The 20129-nt window shown below is 35.0% G+C and carries 17 protein-coding genes, 1 other RNA gene and 2 pseudogenes; 10 read left to right on the top strand and 10 right to left on the bottom strand.

Annotated elements, in window-relative coordinates:
• Window positions 1-6 precede the first annotated feature (6 nt).
• From ACE38O_RS04820 to ACE38O_RS04805, 4 genes are all read right to left on the bottom strand, one after another.
• Complete coding sequence (locus ACE38O_RS04820) at window positions 7-1512, bottom strand: secretion system protein (RefSeq protein WP_374698440.1); 1506 nt, start codon at window positions 1510-1512, stop codon at window positions 7-9.
• Between the two features lie 143 nt (window positions 1513-1655).
• Window positions 1656-3029 (bottom strand): ankyrin repeat domain-containing protein, encoded by a 1374-nt coding sequence (locus tag ACE38O_RS04815; protein WP_374698439.1) that lies wholly within the window; start codon window positions 3027-3029, stop codon window positions 1656-1658.
• A gap of 1273 nt (window positions 3030-4302) precedes the next feature.
• Window positions 4303-5850: a penicillin-binding transpeptidase domain-containing protein gene (locus ACE38O_RS04810; RefSeq protein WP_374698438.1), complete on the bottom strand. Its 1548-nt coding sequence runs from the start codon at window positions 5848-5850 to the stop codon at window positions 4303-4305.
• Window positions 5805-6644, bottom strand: coding sequence for a polysaccharide deacetylase family protein (locus ACE38O_RS04805; protein WP_374698437.1), 840 nt, complete (start codon window positions 6642-6644; stop codon window positions 5805-5807). The genes ACE38O_RS04810 and ACE38O_RS04805 overlap by 46 nt, the downstream gene beginning before the upstream one ends.
• Before the next feature lie 125 nt (window positions 6645-6769).
• On the opposite strand from ACE38O_RS04805, the gene ACE38O_RS04800 reads away from it, so the two are divergent.
• The 7 genes from ACE38O_RS04800 to ACE38O_RS04775 all read left to right on the top strand — a co-directional run bounded on the left by ACE38O_RS04800 (window position 6770) and on the right by ACE38O_RS04775 (window position 12349).
• Window positions 6770-8278 (top strand): YifB family Mg chelatase-like AAA ATPase, encoded by a 1509-nt coding sequence (locus ACE38O_RS04800; RefSeq protein WP_374698436.1) that lies wholly within the window; start codon window positions 6770-6772, stop codon window positions 8276-8278.
• Window positions 8279-8365: 87 nt separating this feature from the next.
• Window positions 8366-8857, top strand: a complete 492-nt coding sequence (locus tag ACE38O_RS04795) for a hypothetical protein (RefSeq protein WP_374698435.1) — start codon at window positions 8366-8368, stop codon at window positions 8855-8857.
• A 244-nt stretch (window positions 8858-9101) separates the two neighbouring features.
• Window positions 9102-10298, top strand: a complete 1197-nt coding sequence (gene ftsZ / locus ACE38O_RS04790; protein WP_374698434.1) for a cell division protein FtsZ — start codon at window positions 9102-9104, stop codon at window positions 10296-10298.
• Window positions 10298-10696, top strand: a complete 399-nt coding sequence (locus ACE38O_RS04785) for an EVE domain-containing protein (RefSeq protein WP_374698433.1) — start codon at window positions 10298-10300, stop codon at window positions 10694-10696. The genes ftsZ and ACE38O_RS04785 overlap by 1 nt, the downstream gene beginning before the upstream one ends.
• A complete protein-coding gene (locus tag ACE38O_RS06115; protein WP_410542003.1) occupies window positions 10689-11012 on the top strand; it encodes a hypothetical protein in 324 nt (107 codons plus the stop codon). Before ACE38O_RS04785 ends, ACE38O_RS06115 begins: the two co-directional genes overlap by 8 nt.
• 2 nt (window positions 11013-11014) lie before the next feature.
• Window positions 11015-11467: an rRNA maturation RNase YbeY gene (ybeY, locus tag ACE38O_RS04780; protein ID WP_374698432.1), complete on the top strand. Its 453-nt coding sequence runs from the start codon at window positions 11015-11017 to the stop codon at window positions 11465-11467.
• A gap of 93 nt (window positions 11468-11560) precedes the next feature.
• Complete coding sequence (locus tag ACE38O_RS04775; RefSeq protein ID WP_374698431.1) at window positions 11561-12349, top strand: succinate dehydrogenase iron-sulfur subunit; 789 nt, start codon at window positions 11561-11563, stop codon at window positions 12347-12349.
• 3 nt (window positions 12350-12352) lie between these two features.
• On the opposite strand, the gene ACE38O_RS04770 is transcribed toward ACE38O_RS04775, so the two are convergent.
• From ACE38O_RS04770 to ACE38O_RS04755, 4 genes and pseudogenes are all read right to left on the bottom strand, one after another.
• The gene (locus ACE38O_RS04770; RefSeq protein WP_374698430.1) at window positions 12353-13489 is read right to left on the bottom strand and encodes a PAS domain-containing protein; all 1137 of its coding nucleotides are present in this window, start codon (window positions 13487-13489) and stop codon (window positions 12353-12355) included.
• Between the two features lie 48 nt (window positions 13490-13537).
• Window positions 13538-14317 (bottom strand): GNAT family N-acetyltransferase, encoded by a 780-nt coding sequence (locus tag ACE38O_RS04765; RefSeq protein ID WP_374698429.1) that lies wholly within the window; start codon window positions 14315-14317, stop codon window positions 13538-13540.
• Window positions 14307-14788: pseudogene (locus ACE38O_RS04760) on the bottom strand (phosphatidylglycerophosphatase A). The gene ACE38O_RS04765 and the pseudogene ACE38O_RS04760 overlap by 11 nt, the downstream one beginning before the upstream one ends.
• A 19-nt stretch (window positions 14789-14807) precedes the next feature.
• Window positions 14808-15791 carry an NAD(P)H-dependent glycerol-3-phosphate dehydrogenase gene (locus ACE38O_RS04755; protein WP_374698428.1) on the bottom strand — a complete coding sequence of 328 codons (984 nt, stop codon included), beginning with the start codon at window positions 15789-15791 and terminating at the stop codon, window positions 14808-14810.
• A gap of 325 nt (window positions 15792-16116) precedes the next feature.
• Between ACE38O_RS04755 and ACE38O_RS04750 the strand changes: the two genes are divergently transcribed.
• The gene (locus ACE38O_RS04750) at window positions 16117-16887 is read left to right on the top strand and encodes a response regulator transcription factor (protein ID WP_374698427.1); all 771 of its coding nucleotides are present in this window, start codon (window positions 16117-16119) and stop codon (window positions 16885-16887) included.
• Between the two features lie 48 nt (window positions 16888-16935).
• On the opposite strand, the gene rnpB is transcribed toward ACE38O_RS04750, so the two are convergent.
• An RNA gene (gene rnpB / locus ACE38O_RS04745) (RNase P RNA component class A) lies at window positions 16936-17284 on the bottom strand.
• A gap of 300 nt (window positions 17285-17584) precedes the next feature.
• On the opposite strand from rnpB, the pseudogene ACE38O_RS04740 reads away from it, so the two are divergent.
• Both ACE38O_RS04740 and ACE38O_RS04735 read left to right on the top strand, forming a co-directional pair.
• A pseudogene (locus tag ACE38O_RS04740) lies at window positions 17585-18673 on the top strand (IS481 family transposase).
• An 86-nt stretch (window positions 18674-18759) separates the two neighbouring features.
• A complete protein-coding gene (locus tag ACE38O_RS04735) occupies window positions 18760-19134 on the top strand; it encodes a hypothetical protein (RefSeq protein ID WP_374698426.1) in 375 nt (124 codons plus the stop codon).
• Between the two features lie 389 nt (window positions 19135-19523).
• Here ACE38O_RS04735 and ACE38O_RS04730 read toward each other — a convergent pair whose 3' ends face one another.
• Window positions 19524-19649: a hypothetical protein gene (locus ACE38O_RS04730; RefSeq protein WP_374698425.1), complete on the bottom strand. Its 126-nt coding sequence runs from the start codon at window positions 19647-19649 to the stop codon at window positions 19524-19526.
• Window positions 19650-20129: the final 480 nt, after the last annotated feature.

Raw genomic sequence — 20129 nt, 5'->3', positions numbered from 1 at the left:
AGTGATTTAATATATATATAAATTCTTATCTTTTCTATCTAACAAACTAAATGTTGGTACGATTGTTGCTTTTAAAAAAATGACAGTTTCTACTGTTCTAATGTTATTCGCTAGCCTTTTTGACTTCTGGTGTAATAAGCTTTGCTTATCTTCTCTATGTTCTATAAGCCCGCCGATTACCATAATTTCACCGCTCTTAATTTTTAACATAGAGTTCATTTCTCTGATTTCAACAATTGGAATATCGCTATTTAATTTCATTTTACTCTGCTGCGCAACGTACTCTATATCTGGATCTTTAGTGTAGCTGCTAATTCTTGATAAAGTTGGGTGTATATCCATGAATATTTCACTAGTATCAATGTTAATGCTTGGGTGGATTATTAGCACAACACCTATTGGGACACTATTCATCTTGGTAATTAAGGTCTGATTAGAATTTCTTGTATCTTTTTGTATATCGGAAGTAAAATAAATATGATTTTTAGTAAATGAAATCATCGCTTGCTGATTATTTATAGCATGTACTCTGGGGCTTGAAATTACGGTTGAAGTGCCAAATTTGTCTAAATTTTTTACTAAACCCCCTAGATCACTTGCACCAAAGTTCATTGCTAGGTTAATAATGGAGTTATCTTGATTGATTATAGACTTAGTTCCATCACGTAAATCATTTAAGTTTATACCAGAAAGGTATTTGTCATCTAATACAACTTCAACTATTTTTGCCTCTATCATTACTTGAGAAGACGCTAACTTCTTAACCTTATTAATATATTCTTCAACAGCTTTATGGATATCTTTTCTAGCATTCAAAATAATAACACCAGCTTCTCTGTTGGATGAAAGGAATTCGCCATCATCCACCCCGTTAACATCCATTATTGCATTCAAGCCTTTTTCTAATGAATTCCATAAGTCACTACTATATTGAGACTTCATAACGTTGTTATAGTCCCTATCAGCGTTACTTCCATCACTGTTAGTAATATTGTTACTAATGACAAAACTGCTTTGAGCAGAATGTTGAATATTAATGAAGTCTACGTAATAATTTTGCGCGTATGGTAAGTCTTGCTCAATTCTAATTACACCATTACTTGTTGAGTAATGCAATTTGGCACTATTTGCTATACTCTGAATTACTTCGTTTATATCCTTATCTTTTAGCTTTAAAATAATATTACCTGATATTTTTGGGTCTATGTCCAAGTTAACGTCAGAAAGTTTTCCTATCTCAATCAGCAAATCTTTTACTGATACTTCTTCACTAACATTAATAGAAACAAGCTGATTACTGATTGTGAAATCGGGAAACTCTATTGGTAAAGGCATAATTTCTGGTATTGCCGGTTCATTACTCTCCAAAGAAGTGTTGTATTGCTGCAACGAATAATCGTGCTCACCTATATCATGATGATCTTCGTTGTCTATGTTAGTTGGATGTTGCTTAGTAGGTAGGTGTGTGCAGGAAATAATAAAAAGGAGCATTAAACACTTAAAGATAGCCATTAGAACAGCATACAAAATCTATACTAATAGATTTCTATAAAAATATTAAAAATGTATTTAATTTCGTTTTCATCGAGCAGATAATTGTCATATATTAGCTTGACCTGCACTGGCTATATGTTTTTTGTACGCCCCTCTTGTACTTAAATGTAGAGTAAGTTTTCCAGCATAGCCTTAGTTTTTTTATATATTTTACTTCTCTCTCTATATTTAATAATAGGCTTAAAAATAAATGGTAAGCCTATAATTGTTAAGCTTAGAGCTAGGGTTGAAAGTATACAACAGGCTTTGTGTTTACTATGTAGCTCTTTTAGGTAAAGCATCAAAAATCTACAAAATTTTTTGTAATTTTCTTCTATGTTTTTTTTGCTATGAGCCTTGCTAATGAACATATCTATTGCAGTATGACCGTTATTACACTCAATGCTCAGGTCTGCGCCTTTTTCTGTTAACAGCTGAGCTATATCAAAATAATCCTTTTGAACAGCAAGATGTAGAGGTGCATAACCTTGTTGCTCACAAATGTTCATATTGGCTCTAACTTCCAATAATATTTTTACAATTTTTATATGGCCTTTCTTAACTGCAAGTAGCAAGGGAGTTCTGTTACATTTAGTAACAGCATTAACGTTTACCTTAAGCTTCAATAAGAGCTTAACTGCTTTAGTGTTACCATTATGGCTAGCTTTATGCAGCCTGGCGTTGCCATTAAAATCTTGATCATTTGCATCTATTCCTTTTGATACAAGAAATGTTACCATTTTTCTATTATTATGCTCAATAGCGCAATCTAATGCATCAAAACCATGGTTGTTTTTTGTGCAAAAAAACTCTTTAAGTTTAATTTTATCGTTACTTGCTTGCTGTTTTTTTACAATAAGCTTTACTATTTGCATTTTGTTGTTATACGCTGCTAGGAAAAGCGTAGTGTTATTTTCTGCATCTTTGGCTTCTATATTTGCACCTTTCTTTATCAGATATTCTATAATTTCTGCTCTGCTGTCATAATGTGCGGTGCATTGATAAATGGTTAAAAACAAAGAAGTACGAAAATTGTTATCTTCACATTCAAGATTTGCTCCGCTATCAATTAAAATTTGGACGCTTTTTTTAGAACCGTATAGTGAAGCTATATGAAGAGGAGTATAGCCCTCTTTAGCGTCTTTTTCATTAATTTTTGCGCCTTTTGTTATCAAAAAATCTATTAATTCCGTGTCATCTTGTAGTGCAGCAAGGTGCAGTGGAGTGAATCCATTTTTATCCTTGGAATTAATTGTCAGCTGGTTAACAAAAAGTTTAGCAACTTTCTTGTGTCCATGCATAATGGCGTAATGCAGAGGGTTTCTATTTTCGTTGTCTACGACATTAAAATCAGCTTCGTGCTCTAGTAATGACTTTACTCCAACTAAATCGCCTTCTTTTGTGAACTTATGCAAGAGAGTGATTCCACTTGCATCTTTTGAGTTAATATCAAATCCATTTTCTACTAATTGGTTTATATCTTCCTCACGCGCCATATCACTTAAGTCTCTAATTGAACCCTTTTCGCGTTAATAATACTCCTACTTGATTAAGTTTAAATGAATCTGTGAGAAATGGCTAGGATACTATGCATTCTTGCATAACAAACTTTTGGCAGCGTGTTGGATGAAACAAAAAAACCACTTCGCCAGCCCCCTTATTATGACAATAAGGGTATTTATGACTCAAAACTTGTTTTTGACCTGCAGGCTCAATGACAAAATTCAGTAAAAAACTTAGGGTATTTTTTGGCGGATTACATAAAATTATAGCGGCTGCATGTCTTTTAAATTTTTTCTACATTCAGCCAAACCGCGCTTAAACTAAGCGTCAGCACATTATTACAGCGCCAATTTAAAGTATTAGATGCTTTTTACAAGATACAAGCCTCTTTCTTGTCATCCCAGTGCCCTGACTACTTGGATCCAGAAAAAAGAATGGTGTCATGAAAGTAGCTAGCACTGGTTCCTTTATGACGGTGTCATGAAAGTAGCTGACACTAGAATGACAGCAGTCCTACGTCATACCGCCACGAACCGTCATACCGCGATTCATTCGCGGTATCTCTTAGCATAGATCCCGCTAACAAGCAGCGGGATGACGAATTACTATACCACCGCGAATCGTCATACCGCCGCGGTATCTCAGCCGCTAACAAGTAGCGGAATACTTAACCATCATCTACACCGTCATACCGCGATTCATTCGCGGTATCTCTTAGCATAGATCCCGCTAACAAGTAGCGGTATGACGGTTGTCGTTTAGTTATAAACATTAAGAAATTTACCAAACGAAAAAAAAGGCAAAAGAAGCCCCAGTCATTGTCTATTTTCAGTATTGGCGTTTTTTTAAGTCTTAAACACTGCAATTTAGCTGCTTTTAAGTGCAACTCACCTTAGTTTAAATGTTTAAGAAATTTACTAAGCAGAAAAAAAGGCAAAAGAAATCCCGTGTTAGCTAGTTATCACTCTCTAATCCTGCAAATTGGCGTACTATACTGTCTTAAACGACTTATAAGCGCGTTTCAGCTTATATAGGTAAAAACCCAGAAATGTTGTGAAGACATAAGGTGCACATAGTGCAAAAAATTAAAAATAAGACGCCAACTACGTTGTTTTCTTGCTGTTTAATCTGCACAGATGAAGATAACTGAATACCTTCAGTTTTATGATAAGGGGGCTGGCGGAGTTTGTCAAGTAGGTTTTTTCGTTTCTATTCCCAAGAAAAGTTCGTTATATGGTTATGCAAGAAGTCTAATACTCATAGGGATCATCTTTCAAGCATATATTGAAATATTTCATTAGCTATAGCAACATCTTGGCGCGGGGCTTTGCCGTGTTCTATAAACACAGAGATTGCGTAGCGCGGGTTATGGTAAGGACCATAAGCAATAAATAACTTATGACTTTCACCCTTAGAGTTTATCTCTGGTGTACCGGTTTTGCCGGCAATTTGTATGCCGCTTAGCCCTTTTCTATAGTTAGAATTCACCACGTCAAACATAGCTTTTCGAATTATGCTAAAATGCTTATAATCTACATCAATGTCAGGGAAATTTTGCACTGTATTACTCATTTCAATGTGGGGAATTACCTCTTTTCCTGTTGCAATCCTCGCTGCAAGAACTGCAAGCTGCAGTGGTGTTGTAAGCAAATACCCTTGTCCTATAACTAAGTTGATAGTGTCACCTAAATACCACTGCGAATATAGTTTTCGTGCGCGCCAATCTCTATCGGGCAACAATCCCGGAGCTTCTTCCTTAAACGTTCCAATCAGTGGCCCACTTCCAATACCAAATTTTCTGGCCATTTCCACCAGAGAGTCTACACTTATTTTTTTCCCTATATTATAAAAGTAAGTGTTGCATGAGAGAGCCATTGCCTCATTTAAAGATACATATCCATGGACTTTGCTTTTCAGGCAACGAAATTTCCGCTCACCTATTTTCATATAGCCCTTACACGAGAATTTTTCTTCTGGTGTTATTATCCCGTCTTTTAAACCCGCAAGCGCAACTATTATTTTAAATATTGAACCAGGTGGAATTTGATATGATAACGCACGATTCACAAGTGATAATGAAGGAGTATTCAAGCTTTCCCAAGTCTCATTTGATAGCTTGCTAGCAAAAAGATTATTATCATAAGAAGGTGAATTATATAATGCTAAAATTTCTCCATTATTTACATCAATTACCACTGCGGAGCCCTGGTGATCTTTAAATACCTCTGCGATTTTCTCTTGCAGATTAATATCAATTGTCAGCTGTACATCTTGTCCGTCTTGTTGTGGTATGCTTGATAATTCTTTTATGACGCGTTTTTTAGAATTTATTTCCTGCTCAGATTTTCCTGGCTTGCCTTTCAATATATGATCATATGTATATTCAATACCGCTGATTCCTACTTCGTTTATGCCTTGCTGTTTTTTTGTATATCCAAGTACATGAGAACACATTGAACCAAACGGGTAATAACGTTTATAAAGAGCAGTTACTTTTGTTTCTGACGATCTTGCTATTTTAGACTCGACTTCTGATAATGTTTGCAAATCAACCTCCTTACCAGAACCATCAAACAGAACAACATACGAAATTTTGTTTACCGCAAGTTCAGTGCTATTCCTATCTAAAATTTTGCCCCGCTGAGGCATAATAGTAGCGACTCTTATTCTATTACTATTAGATAGTGCTTCGTACTTTTGTCTGTTTCTTATTTGTAAATTATATAACCTATAGCTAAAAATAGCGGAAATGGTAAGCTGAATACCACCTAATATGAATGCTCTGCGGTTAAAGACTTTGTTTTTTGTCCACATAACATTCCTTCAAAACGCACTTTTTCCCCCTCTTTTATTGTTACACTTCTGGCTTTTACCGTATTACAAACCCTTTCCTCCCACTCACTTAAGGTAACAAACTTGTAACCCGATTTTTTTAGTATTTTAATAATATGAGGTAAAGCTTCAATTGTGTTTGATCTGTTATTGTGATCATGAAACAGTATAACTGCCCCATTATGTACATTACTTAAAACTCTTTCAACTAAAGCTTCTGGTTTATCACCTTGCCAATCTAGCGAATCAACTGTCCATAATATCGAATACATATCCAATTTATTAGTATTTTCAATCAGATTATCGTCATGACATCCATATGGCGGGCGAAACCATTTTACATCTTGTTTGATTGCATTTTTAATTGCTGTATTTGTCTTTTTCAATTCTCGCAATTGTTCCTCACTTGAAAGTGATGTCAACTTCCTATGCGACCAAGAGTGATTGCCTAACTCATGACCTGATTCATGAATTTTCTTTACTATTTCAGACGTTTTTTTATTTATACGTTCACCAAGCACAAAAAACGTTGCTTTTGCTTCATAGCTTTCCAGAACATTAATAATATCGTTTACTCTATTGTTGGAAGGCCCATCATCAAACGTAAGCGCAACAAACTTATCGTCGTTATTCAACAATTTTTTTATATTACTTAAATTTCTATATGATAGATCCAGATTACAACTGAGCCCACAGTATGGTAAATTAAAATTACAATCACCACAGAAAACCGCGCTTGAGTATAGCAAAAGAAAAGTTATTATCCTTATAAACATTTTATAATCAGCAAAGTGATAGGATACTATGCACTTTTTTGCTAAGTTAAGCCATCTTTAATTGCTGTAGCCTTTACTTCATCACTTCTTTAATATATTATATTAACAATTTTATATAATATATTATGATTGCAAATATAAATACCGTTGCGCTTCAGGGAATTAGCACAGTAAGTGTCAATGCGCAAATCCACATGGCAAATGGTATTCCAGCTTTTAATATTGTTGGCTTGCCGGATAAAACTGTTGCGGAATCTAAAGAGCGCATCAGAGCAGCGTTAAATTCAATCAATCTACTACTACCTCCAAAAAGAATCACAGTTAATCTCTCCCCTGCGGATTTGCTGAAAGAAGGCAGTCATTATGACTTGGCTATTGCTATTGGACTACTTGTTGTAATGAATGTGATACCAGTTGAAAAAGTTCAGTCTTATATCATTATGGGTGAGCTTGCACTAGACAGCAGAGTAATACCAATCTCAGGAGTTCTGCCAACAGCAATTAATGCAAAAAAGGCAAATAAAGGAGTAATTTGCCCAAGGGGAAATGGAGTAGAGGCTTCATGGGTAAAGAATGTTTCAATTCTAGCTATAGAGAAATTAACTGATATTATCAGACACTTTAAGGGTGAGCAATTAATTCAGCCAGTAATTTTTAATTATAGTGATGCACCCAAAGAAAAAAGATTGGTTCCCGATATGAAGGATATCAAAGGTCAAGTTGTTGCAAAAAGAGCAGCTGAAATTGCAGCAGCAGGTGGGCATAATATGCTTCTTGTTGGCCCTCCTGGTACTGGAAAGTCAATGCTTGCTAAGCGCTTTATAGGATTGCTGCCTGATTTGACCGAACAGGAGATGATTGATGTTAATACTATTTCCAGCATAACAAAAACTGGTAATGAAATATTCAAAGTAACTCGTCCCTTTCGTGAACCTCATCATTCATGCTCTATGCCAGCAATGATAGGAGGAGGAAAGAATGCAAAACCTGGAGAAATCACTATGGCTCATAATGGCGTGTTATTTCTTGATGAACTACCTGAATTTCCAAGACTTGTGCTTGATTCTCTGCGCCAACCACTTGAAGATAGAAAAGTTACGGTGGCGAGGGCAAATGCTCACATAACCTATCCAGCAAATTTTCAACTTATAGCTGCAATGAATCCCTGCAGGTGCGGTTATTTAGGTGATGCAAGTAGATCGTGCAACAAAGCTCCAAAGTGTGGCGCAGATTACAAAAACAAAATATCAGGACCATTGCTTGATAGAATAGACATATGCATTGAAATGCCAAACGTCAGCATACTTTCTCCTGAAATCTCTGTGGAGGGAGAAAGTACCGAGGTTATAAGAGGAAGGGTGATAGCAGCGAGAAAAATTCAAACTGAGCGTTATAGTAAATTGAATGTTCGTTGTAACGCAGAAGTAAGCGGTGAAGCATTTAATAAATTTATTGAACCAGATCAGGCAGGGTTAGAATTGCTAAAATACGTACTGAAAGAAAATTACATTTCCAATCGAGGCTACACACGCGTATTAAAAGTTGCAAGAACCATTGCAGATCTTGCAAAAAGTGAAGAAGTAAAAAGAGCACACATTGCTGAAGCACTGAATTACAGAATAAGGATATATTAACAAATTAGTTCACTTGACAGGCAATTTTTTTTACTATATACTCCTCTAATGAAATTTTATTAATATTCTATTTAAAGGAGTAGAGTTATGCCAAAAATTGAAACAATAAAAAATAAATATAGAGATGAAGGGCTTTGGTCAGCAGTTAAAGAAGTTCCTGTGCAAAGCTGGAATTTTGTAAAAGAAAACCCATACAAAACAGCCGCTACTTTTGCAGCAATCGCAGTAGTAACTTCGCTTACAGCTGCTTACTTTTTGAGCCCAGCTTATGCGGCTTTCGTTGGTACAGTTGGAACAAAAGCTGCAACACTCGTTAGTCCTGCTATTACTGCAGTATCTGCATTTTTAGTTGCTCATCCACTAGTTGCTAGTTTGATAGTTGTTGCTGTGGTGGCAGCTTTAATAGCTGCACCTGTGTATATGTATATGAACAGTAGTAAGGCGGGTCAAATTGGTGGAGTGCAGGAGTTATTAAACACAGAGAATGGTACTACCAAGCTCAATGTAGAGAATCCAAAAACAGTTTTAGACAAGATTGCTGTAGCAGTCGGTTGGGAACAAAAAGCACAGAAAGTATAGCCTACACAACAAGAGGGTAGTTTCTATCCCTTTTTTCATAAATATTTCTATTTTTTTGCACCAGTGGAGTTATGCTCTCTATAGGTGCAAAATTTTTGCCTGTTGTTTCATGGTACTTGAGTATTATTAAGAATAAGTAAACCATATTTACTATTTGTAGCCTATAGAAGTGAAAAGTATTTGCATATTATTAAAAAAGCGGTAACTTACTATCAAGTGAATTCGCTAAATTTGAGTAATTTAAATGTCTATTGATCTTAGTCTGCCGGAGTTACCTATATTACACCCAAGGATTACCGTTGTGGGAGTGGGTGGTGCTGGTGGAAATGCTGTGAATAACATGATCCAATCTAATTTGCAAGGAGTGAATTTTGTTGTCGCAAATACCGACGCTCAAGCACTAGAAAAGTCGTTATGTGATAAAAAAATTCAGCTTGGCATTAATTTAACTAAGGGTCTTGGTGCTGGTGCTTTGCCTGATGTTGGCAAAGGTGCAGCAGAGGAATCAATCGATGAAATTATGGAGCATATAAAAGATAGTCATATGCTTTTCATCACAGCAGGAATGGGCGGTGGTACTGGAACCGGTGCAGCACCGGTAATTGCAAAAGCAGCCAGAGAAGCAAGAGCTGCAGTTAAGGATAGAGCGCCAAAAGAAAAAAAGATATTGACTGTTGGAGTTGTAACTAAACCGTTCGGTTTTGAAGGTGTGCGCCGCATGCGCATTGCAGAGCTTGGACTTGAAGAACTGCAAAAATACGTGGATACACTTATTGTCATTCCAAATCAGAATTTATTTAGAATTGCAAATGAAAAAACTACATTTTCTGATGCATTTAAACTTGCTGATAATGTTCTGCATATTGGCATCAGAGGAGTAACTGACTTGATGGTCATGCCAGGGCTTATTAATCTTGACTTCGCTGATATAGAAACAGTAATGAGCGAGATGGGCAAAGCGATGATCGGCACCGGAGAGGCAGAAGGAGAAGATAGAGCAATTAGTGCTGCGGAAGCTGCAATATCCAATCCATTGCTTGACAATGTATCAATGAAAGGTGCGCAAGGAATATTAATTAACATTACTGGTGGCGGAGATATGACTCTGTTTGAAGTTGATGCTGCAGCCAATAGAGTGCGTGAAGAAGTAGATGAAAATGCAAATATAATATTTGGTGCTACTTTTGATCAAACGATGGAGGGAAGAGTTAGAGTTTCTGTTCTTGCAACTGGCATTGATGGTCGCAATAATAAATCAGAAACTTCACCTATAAGTCAGAGCGAAGACTCAGAGAAAGAGAAATTTAAGTGGCCCTATAGTCACAGTGAAAGTACGCAAGACAAAACACTGGAAACAAAACCAACTGAACAGGTAAGCGAAGGAGCTAAATGGGGCAGCAATGTTTATGATATACCGGCTTATTTAAGAAGAAAAAAATAATGCAACTTTGGCTACTCAAGTCAGAGCCAAGTGAATATTCATGGCAAAAAATGGAAAAGGAGCAGGTAGTTGAGTGGGATGGCGTGCGCAATTATCAAGCTCAAAATTACATGAAAATTATGAAAGTAAGCGATCTTGCGTTTTTTTATCATACAGGTAAAGAGAAAGCAATACTTGGAATCGTTGAAGTATTTAAAGAGTATTATCATGTTAATGATCCCAAGTTCGGATTAGTGAATGTAAAGTTTTTGAAACCTTTAAATAACCAAGTAACGTTAAATAATATAAAACAAAACCCACTTTTGAAAAATATGACTATATTAAAACAACCACGTTTATCAATTGCCCCAGTTTCGGAAATTGAATGGAATGAAATAATAAGCATGAGTGATGTGTAATACCCTGTCATCCCAGTGCTTGACACTGGAATCTATAGTTCTCCTTTTCTGGTCACGCACACAACTGTACAAATGTTGCAATACGATACAGTGTTACATAGTAAGTGATGTCATTCCAGTGCTTGACACTGGAATCCAGTTTCTATTATACAGCTATCTGGTGTGTTCGTTTACAATTAAATTTTCTGGATCCCAGTGTCAAAGCACTGGGATGACACCATTTCTAGTTGAGATTTCTCTCAACTCACAACGTTTGTACAGTTGTACGCCAAGCACTGGAATGGCATCAAACTATATAACTCATACAAACTGTTAATTATGTTAGAAGTAAATATTCTTGATGAGAGGTGGCACAGCACTATAGAGGATCCAGAGGGCTTTGTATTAAATATTATCAATACTTCTCTAAAAGAATTAAAAATAGATCACTACAAACCAAATATATCAATAGCTCTGGCTGATGATGACTTGCTACATCAACTTAATTTAAAATTTAGAGAAATGGATAAGCCAACTAACGTACTATCATTTCCGTGTGAACAATTGTCTAATGAGTGCGATTTAGGAGACATAGCAATTTCAATAGGCACAATAGAAAGGGAATCGCATGAGTATTGTATACCCATTCTTGCTCATATTGCACACATGTTAGTGCATGGATTACTGCATTTACTTAGTTATGATCACCAAAAGAAAGATGAAGAAATTATAATGAAAAATCTAGAAAGAGAGATTTTAGCTTCGCTTGGCTACAATATATGCATAATTTAAAAAGGAATTTAATAAAAATATAGTAGATGATACTAAAATATGTTATCTAAAAAATAAAGGGGTTTTAGCTATAAACAATAAAAGGTAAGTGATATGGTTCAGTTTTCTTTGCCAAAGAATTCTAAAATTAATCAAAAGGGCAAAATTTATCCTATTCCTGCTAGAGCAAAAAACATCAGAAGATTTCAAATTTACCGTTGGTCTGCTGATGACGAGAAAAACCCTAGAATAGACACATTTTTTATTGATATGGATAGTTGTGGCCCTATGGTACTTGATGCATTAATAAAAATAAAGGATGAAATAGATTCGACTTTAACTTTCAGACGTTCTTGTAGAGAAGGCATATGTGGATCTTGTGCCATGAATATTGACGGAACCAATACTCTTGCATGTACTAGATCTATACACGATATAAAAGGTGATGTAAAAATATATCCATTACCTCACATGTATGTGATAAAGGACCTAGTCTCGGACTTGAGCCAATTTTATGAGCAATACAAATCAATTAAACCTTGGTTACAAGCAGATAAGCCTGTCCTACCAAATAAAGAATACTCTCAATCTCCTGAAGATAGAAAAAAATTGGATGGCTTGTCCGACTGTATATTATGTGCTTGCTGTTCGACTGGTTGCCCAAGCTACTGGTGGAATAGTGATAAATTTTTAGGACCAGCAATACTATTACAAGCTTACAGATGGATTGCTGACAGCCGTGATAATAAGACAGGTGAAAGGCTTGATGCCTTAAATGACCTATTTAAGCTGTATCGTTGCCATACAATAATGAATTGCACAAAAACTTGTCCTAAAGGGCTTAATCCAGCAAGAGCAATAGCGAAAGTAAAACAGCTCATGGTAGAGAGAGAAGGAGTTTAAGTGTCATTTTTTGCACTCTTCGTAAGAAAACAGCACACCTTCCAAAGTGTAGGGCATTGTTGATACTCTGAACGCTTTTCCATTTGTGAGATGCATCGTATCATCATACGATTCAAATAATTTTTTGAACAATTCATGTCTTTTGTTACTAATAGTTTGAAAACTCTCTTTTTCTAAAAACTTTTTAGATTCGAAGAGGTAAAACACAACTTCATGATAAGTTGGGTAAGATGCCAAAAATTTTGGGTCAAATTGAAAGATTTTTATGAAAGCATTATTATAAAATTTTAGCTTTTGATCCTTACTATATATTGCTATAGCAATCGGTAAACTCTCAAGCAAATTTTTTTGTGCAGCTAAATAACTGTTTAATTCAGTATGTAATTTTTCTGCACCACTAACATCTTTTCCATACATTACTATGCTACCAGAACCTTGTATTGGAATTTTTACAAAATCGAAAACCTTAGGTTCGTTCTTGTAAGTTATGATATGTCTTCCTGGTTTTGTGCTATAAGCGCTACCGGTAACAGCAAATTTCTTAGAGCTATCTACATATTTATCATAAAACAAGTTATAAAATTCCACCTTTCTATTCTTGTTATATTTTAGTATTGGAAATGGTAAAGAGTTGAAAACGTTTTTATAGCTTTCCACTTCTTGTGTAAGCTTACTATTTTCTAACTCAAGTCCGTTAGCTTTTATCTTATAGTCTGAGATATTTCTGATCCATAACAGCACACCAATCACATTGTTAGAATCATCTATTATGCTTCTGCCATAACATATGCAATAAACCTCACTGTCTTTTGACTTTAAATCTAGAGTAAAAGATTTATTTATTTCCTTTGCCTCAGCAAAATTTTTAATTAAGCTTTCTGATTGCTCAAAAAAATTCACAAACTCATTAAATGAGTAAAAAACAGTATTAAGCAAAATTAGTAAGTTGGGAGAGAACTTTTCTATACGTTTTTTTGCATCCCAAATATAAAACCCATCATTTACAGTATCAATCAAATTATTTATGATAACATTTTGATGTTGTAAGTTCTTAATTTTATTGCTAATTTTTAATTTAGAATAAGAGAGAAAGAATAATATTAGAATCAATATTAAAACCACTTCATACAAAAAAAACATAGCACTTTTAAAACAAATGTAAAAATTTGTAACCGCTCAGTAAGGGAATTATGCTGAAGAGGTATATAAGTAAAGATTGCCTAACATCTGAAAGCCCAATCTCTTATAAAGGTTTACAGAAGGCTTCATACAATGTGCTACTATATATTTGCATTCAAGCTGCTTAGCTATCTTTATTCTTTCTAAAACCATTTGGGTCCCTATTCCACGATTCCTGTAAATTGGTAAAACTCCATCACTATAAAAACCAGCTACGCTGTCTTGAACATAAAGACCGCATGTCCCAATAATTTCATTATTTAGTGTTACAAGAAAAAATCTTAATCTTGAGTTCTTATCATCATAATTTGATAATCCACGAAAAAATGTGCTGACAATTCCAACGCTATGATAAAAAATTTTAGAAGTGTGTAAATCTAACTGTTCTAAGAGGTCGCTACTATTTACAGCATTTAACCTCAAGCTTGGAATAACATCAGCAGGTAAAAAGTAATTTTTCATATTAAGTAAAGCTTTTTTTGGTGTGCTAACGTGTTTTATTTCATACTTTTCTAAAATATCTCTTATTTTCATATGTGAATTTATTACCCATGTTGCTTCTATATCTCTTGTTCTGAGATAATCTAGAGTTTTTTGTATAGAAAGCTCGGTACATTGATCTCCACAGAACACAAAATTAAATAATGATTCCCTGGTACCATTTATTGTAAATATGGTGTTATCAAATTTATCGTGTACTTCCCACTCAGATAAATTCGCTGCGTAAAGTATATAGTCCTTTAAATTTTGAGCAATTAAGCTTGAATAATAAATTTTTTTATCCTGCATACGCCAACAATAAACAATAAAAAGTTCCTATAAGAACACAGGCCAAAATTGCAGCTACAACGTCATCTAGCATAACACCTAAAGGACCTTTGGTATTTTCATCGATCAAATTTATAGGCCACGTTTTTATTATATCAAAAAACCTAAAAGAAAAAAAGCACAACAACAATAAAGAGCAATTCATCTCTTGGCTTAACAATATTGAAACTAAAAGTATCGTCAGCAATTGACCCACTACTTCGTCAATTACTACCTCTTTTGGATCACATGAAGTCTTGTAATGTTTTATATAATTGCCTATAGACCATAATCCAATCAAGAACAAAAAAAAATAATTGCTGCACCTAAAATTCTGTTACTCAGTATTACAGGAACAATTGGATAAGAAGCTAAGCTGCCTACGGTACCTGGCATTTTTTTTACTGTGCCAGACAGCCACCATGTTGATATCAATTTATATAAAAATTTCACAATATACCAAGGTACAAAACTAATTTATAAGAACAGAAATAGTATCCTCTATAGAGGCGCTTTCATACAATAATCTATAGACCGCTTCACATATAGGCATTTTTATCTTTAGCTTTCCTGCTAAATTAAATGTGGACTCAGCAGTGCTAAAACCTTCAATCATTGACTTGCCTTCTGACAAAATCTGCTGAACATCAAATCCATTGTTACTATTACCTATTTTAAACCCAAAAGATAGGTTTCTTGAATTCAAGGATGTGCATGTCATTACTAAATCACCTAAACATGAAGGCCCGAGCAAAGTATCCATATTGATATTGTTGTTACCAATTTTTGCTAAGTACAAAGTTTTAATTTCATTCATACTTTTTGTAATCAACGCTGCATGAGCATTAAACCCGAGTTTTCTACCAAAAATAATTCCACATGCTATAGCAAAAACATTTTTTAATGCTGCACAAATCTGTACTCCTATAATGTCGTTACTAAACTCCAACTTAACATTTTCTTGTTGCAGCTCCGATACTAGCTTTGAACCTAATGTGTTATTTTGGCACGCAAGAACCATTGAATAGGGCAATTTTTTTGCAACTTCTATAGCAAAACTAGGGCCTGAAAAAATAGCAATAGGATTGTTAGGTAAAACTTCATTTACTATTTCACTAGGTAATTTTAATGTAGACTTTTCTATTCCCTTACAAGCTAAAATTATTGCTACATCTTTTTTCAGATTACAATTATACAATTGCTGACATACCTCCCTCAGAGATTGAGTGGGAACAGCGAGGATTGTTACTGAAGCATTAATTGTGTCTTCAATAGCCAATTTTACTGACACATTATCAGAAATTCGACAACCGGGTAGCTTGTCACTTTCTCTTTTCCCGTTGATTGATTCAAATGTAGTTTCATTGCGAGTCCACAAAATCACATCTTTCTTACTACCTAATGAAATTGCGATTGCTGTACCCCATGCACCAGCACCTAAAATTGATATTGCCACACAATATTCCTGAAAGTATTACTTATACTTTAAAACAGTAGGATAAGTAAATTAAAAATATAACACAGACATATAGAATAGTTAAATATTTATTAACCGAAGTATTCTTTTAATAATAGTAACTTTAATTCAATATTTACTAAAAATGTTATTACTACCATGGTATATCTATTATATTTTAGATCTATTTATATAACTTTGGAACAATATATTTACTATTAATTAATAAGTGTAATTTTGATCATTTGTTAATAAAAATTTGATTTATTACTTTCCTTAGTTATATATATTACTAAAATTATAAATTATTTATGGGGTGTAAAATATGCGTATATTATTAATCGAAGATGATCAAGTAAGTGCAAAGACTGTGGTTAATGCCTTAACTTCTGATGGACACTTCTGTGACGTTGTTACTTCTGCACAAGATTATAACAATAATATGGTTTCCTCAAACGGAGATTACTATGACCTAGTTATTTTAGATATACACTTGCCTGGTGATATTGACGGATATGATATATTGTTAAGACTAAGAAGTGCAAAAATCAGAGTTCCTGTCTTAATACTTTCATGTATATCCGCTGTCAATCACAAAGCTAAAGGGCTTGGGTATGGTGCCGATGATTACTTAACCAAGCCATTTCATAAAAGCGAGTTATTAGCTCGAATTAAGGCCATAGTGCGTCGTACTAAAGGCCATCCTGAATCGGTGATAAAGATTGGTAATATAAATATCAATTTTGATCACAGGATTGTTGAGGTGAAAGGTAAAACGGTTCACCTTACTAATAAAGAGTATTCTATGATAGAATTGCTAGCACTGCGTAAAGGAACAGTACTAACAAAAGAAATGTTCTTAAATCATCTTTACAATGGCTTGGATGAACCTTCAGATAACAAGATAGTTGATGTTTTTATGTGCAAATTACGTAAGAAACTTGAAAGTGCAAATGATGGAAAAAGCCACATAGAAACCGTTTGGGGCAGAGGGTATGTTCTGAAAGAGTATATTGATGATGAAGAATATTCTAATGTTAATGTAGGCGAAAGTAGTGATGGCTATCAAGCAGAACAAGTGAAGGACAACGCATGAAATGCCTACACTTAAATATAGCATGGCTTATATCGCACGTATCATGTGACGCCTAGGTGAAATATAAGCCGAGTTCTGTTTATGTAGCTATTTATCTGGAGTAAATGTTACCATTTACCTCATGCGATTTACCCGAGTAGATATGAGAAAAACATAAAATCTACTTCTATTTAATCTTGCTCCTAGTGTTGGTTACTCGACTACCAATGTTGCCATTGCCATGGTGTGCTCTTACCACACCTTTTCACCCTTACCTAAAATATTTTAGGCGGTAATTTTCTGTAGCCCTATAACTGGAGTTGCCTCCGGCGGGCGTTACCCGTCACTATTTTTCCTTGGAGCCCGGACTTTCCTCTGCTATGTTTATCACACAACAGCAGCTACTTATTTCACCCAGGAATTATACTTTAACATGAAAATCACAAAAGCAAAAGACAATTTCCTAACAGTCTACATATTAAAAACATTCAGACAAATAGCTAAAGGTGATATTCCGGCACATCATCGCTATCCCAAGATAAGCTTCTTTCAGTCTTAGACTCCGCTTCAGTCAGTCAAGAGCTTGCTGAAGACGATGAGCTACTTCTTGATCGACTACTACTTTCTACTGATATACTGTTTAGCTGTATTAAATAGGACTTGATCTGACACTTAAAATAAGTAAGTTATAAAATAATAAAAGAAAGGAGTGTTAGAAATGAGTACAATACAAACAAAAATACTAAAACCAAAGCTAGGGTTATTAGAGCTAGCAAAACAACTAGGAAATGTATCTCAAGCATGCAAAGTGATGGGATACTCAAGAGATACATTTTATCGGTTTAAGGAGTTATATGAAAATGGAGGAGAGGAAGCATTACATGAAATAAGTAAGAAAAAACCGCTATTAGCGAACAGAGTTTCCGACGATATAGAAAGAGCAGTGATTGGTATAGCAACAGAATTTCCAGCATATGGGCAAGAAAGAGCTGCAAATGAACTGAGAAAAAGAGGTATAATAATTTCTCAGGGAGGAGTAAGGTCTGTATGGCTAAGAAATGACCTTGAAACTCTCAAAAAGAGACTTAAAGCGCTAGAGACAAAAGTAGCTTAAGAAGGAATCATTTTAACTGAAGAACAACTTACAGCTTTAGAAAAAGTTAAAGAACAAAGGGAAGCTCATGGTGAAATTGAGACACAACATCCAGGTTATTTGGGTTCTCAAGATACCTATTATGTGGGCAATATCAAAGGTATAGGGCTAATTTATCAGCAGACTTTTGTTGATACTTATTCGAGAGTTGCAATGGTTAAACTTTACACGGACAGAACAGCTATTACAGCTGCAGACCTCCTCAACGATAGAGTTATTCCATTTTTTGATGAGCAGAAAATTCCATTATTACGCATTCTAACTGATAGGGGTACAGAGTATTGTGGCAAGCCAGAAAATCACGCTTATCAGTTATATTTGGGAATCGAAAATATCGATCATTCTAGAACCAAAGCCAACTCTCCACAAACCAATGGCATATGTGAAAGATTTCATAGAACCATGCAAGATGAGTGTTACAATATTATCTTTAGAAAGAAAATCTACAATTCTTTGGAAGATCTACAGATTGATGTTGATTATTGGTTGCGTTCTTATAATGAGACAAGGCCTCACTCGGGTAAGTATTGCTATGGCAAAACACCTATGCAAACGTTTTTTGATAGTAAATATATTGCTTTTCAGAAAAACATTAGTAGCATTAAACAAGAGCCTGATATTAGTTTTGACTACCTCAATTCTTCTGTCAGTTAATTCTTGTCTGTCACATTAAATCTTGTCTTTTACACCTAATAAGGGGGCTAGTTTGTAATGCTACTAAAAGATTTTTTGAAGGATATATGGGTAAGCATTACCATAAGATAAAAGTCTTAAAGGAAAATTTTGAGGAAAATTTTGATAAATTATACTCATCAGATTCTAAATTAGATTGGGGTGTCATGAACGATGAGGCAAAGGACGACATTTCTTATACAAGAAATGCTATAAAAGAATTTGTGTTTAAAGAACTCTACGTGAAATTTCATAAAGATTATGGGGAACATATTCACAGAGGGCAGATAAAACAAGGACTAAGGGAATCAATAACAGATGACATTGTAGATTCGGCAATATATCTTACAATAGATGAGGTAAGCATTTCTCCAACGCCACCTACTTATCTTGAAAGAGTAAAAGCATTTTTTGGAGGTCATGTAAGGTCTCCTGCTGCTTAGTGATGGGCTCATGTTATGGCAGAAAATTTTGACTTTAGCTAAAAACCATCTGGCGCCTATAGTTTTGTCTTCCCTTTTCTGAATGGTTTGCAAACTGCTTTAGCTAACCCAAGAAAGGTTTCCCTACCTCATACCGCCGCGGTATCTCTAGATCCCGCTAACAAGTAGCGGGATGACGATTGTCAAGGTGTCATCCGAGTAGCTTGACTACTTGGATCAAAGAAAAAGAATGATGTCATGAAAGTAGCCCCTATGATGTCATCCCAGTGCTTGACACTGGGATCTCATTTTACTCTATAATGGCAGTGCTCCTTTCTTGTCATCCGAGTAGCTTGACTACTTGGATCCAGAAAAAAGAATGGTGTCATGCAAGTAGCCTCCTTCTCCTGTCATCCCAGTGCGTGACACTGGGATCCAGAAGACTTAATTTCAACCAAATAATAAAGGCTAGATCCCAGTGTCACGCACTGGGATGACACCCTACTAGCGGAAGTTACTCTCAAATGTTTGTTCATGTTGCTATAAATATTAAGAAATTTACCAAACGAAAAAAAAGGCAAAAGAAGCCCTGGTCATTGTCTATTTTCAGTATTTGGCGTTTTTTAAGTCTTAAACACTGCAATTTAGCTGCTTTTAAGTGCAACTAACCTTAGCTAAAATGTTTAAGAAATTTACTAGGCAGAAAAAAAGGCAAAAGAAACCCCGTGGTAATTAGTGTTCACTCTCTAATCCTGCAAATTGCCGTACTATACTGTCTTAAACGACTTATAAGCGCGTTTCAGCTTATATAGGTAAAAACCCAGAAATGTTGTGAAGACATAAGGTGCACATAGTGCAAAAAATTAAAAATAAGACGCCAACTACGTTGTTTTCTTGCTGTTTAATCTGCACAGATGAAGATAACTGAACACCTTCAGTTTCATGATAAGGGGGCTGGCGGAGTTTGTCAAGTAGGTTTTTTCGTTTCTGCGAGCTACCTGAGTTTATTGACTTCA

Origin of the sequence: Wolbachia endosymbiont (group B) of Limnophora tigrina, assembly GCF_964263235.1 — a bacterium.
Classification (GTDB): domain Bacteria; phylum Pseudomonadota; class Alphaproteobacteria; order Rickettsiales; family Anaplasmataceae; genus Wolbachia.
This window is presented reverse-complemented; position numbering and strand designations above follow the sequence as displayed.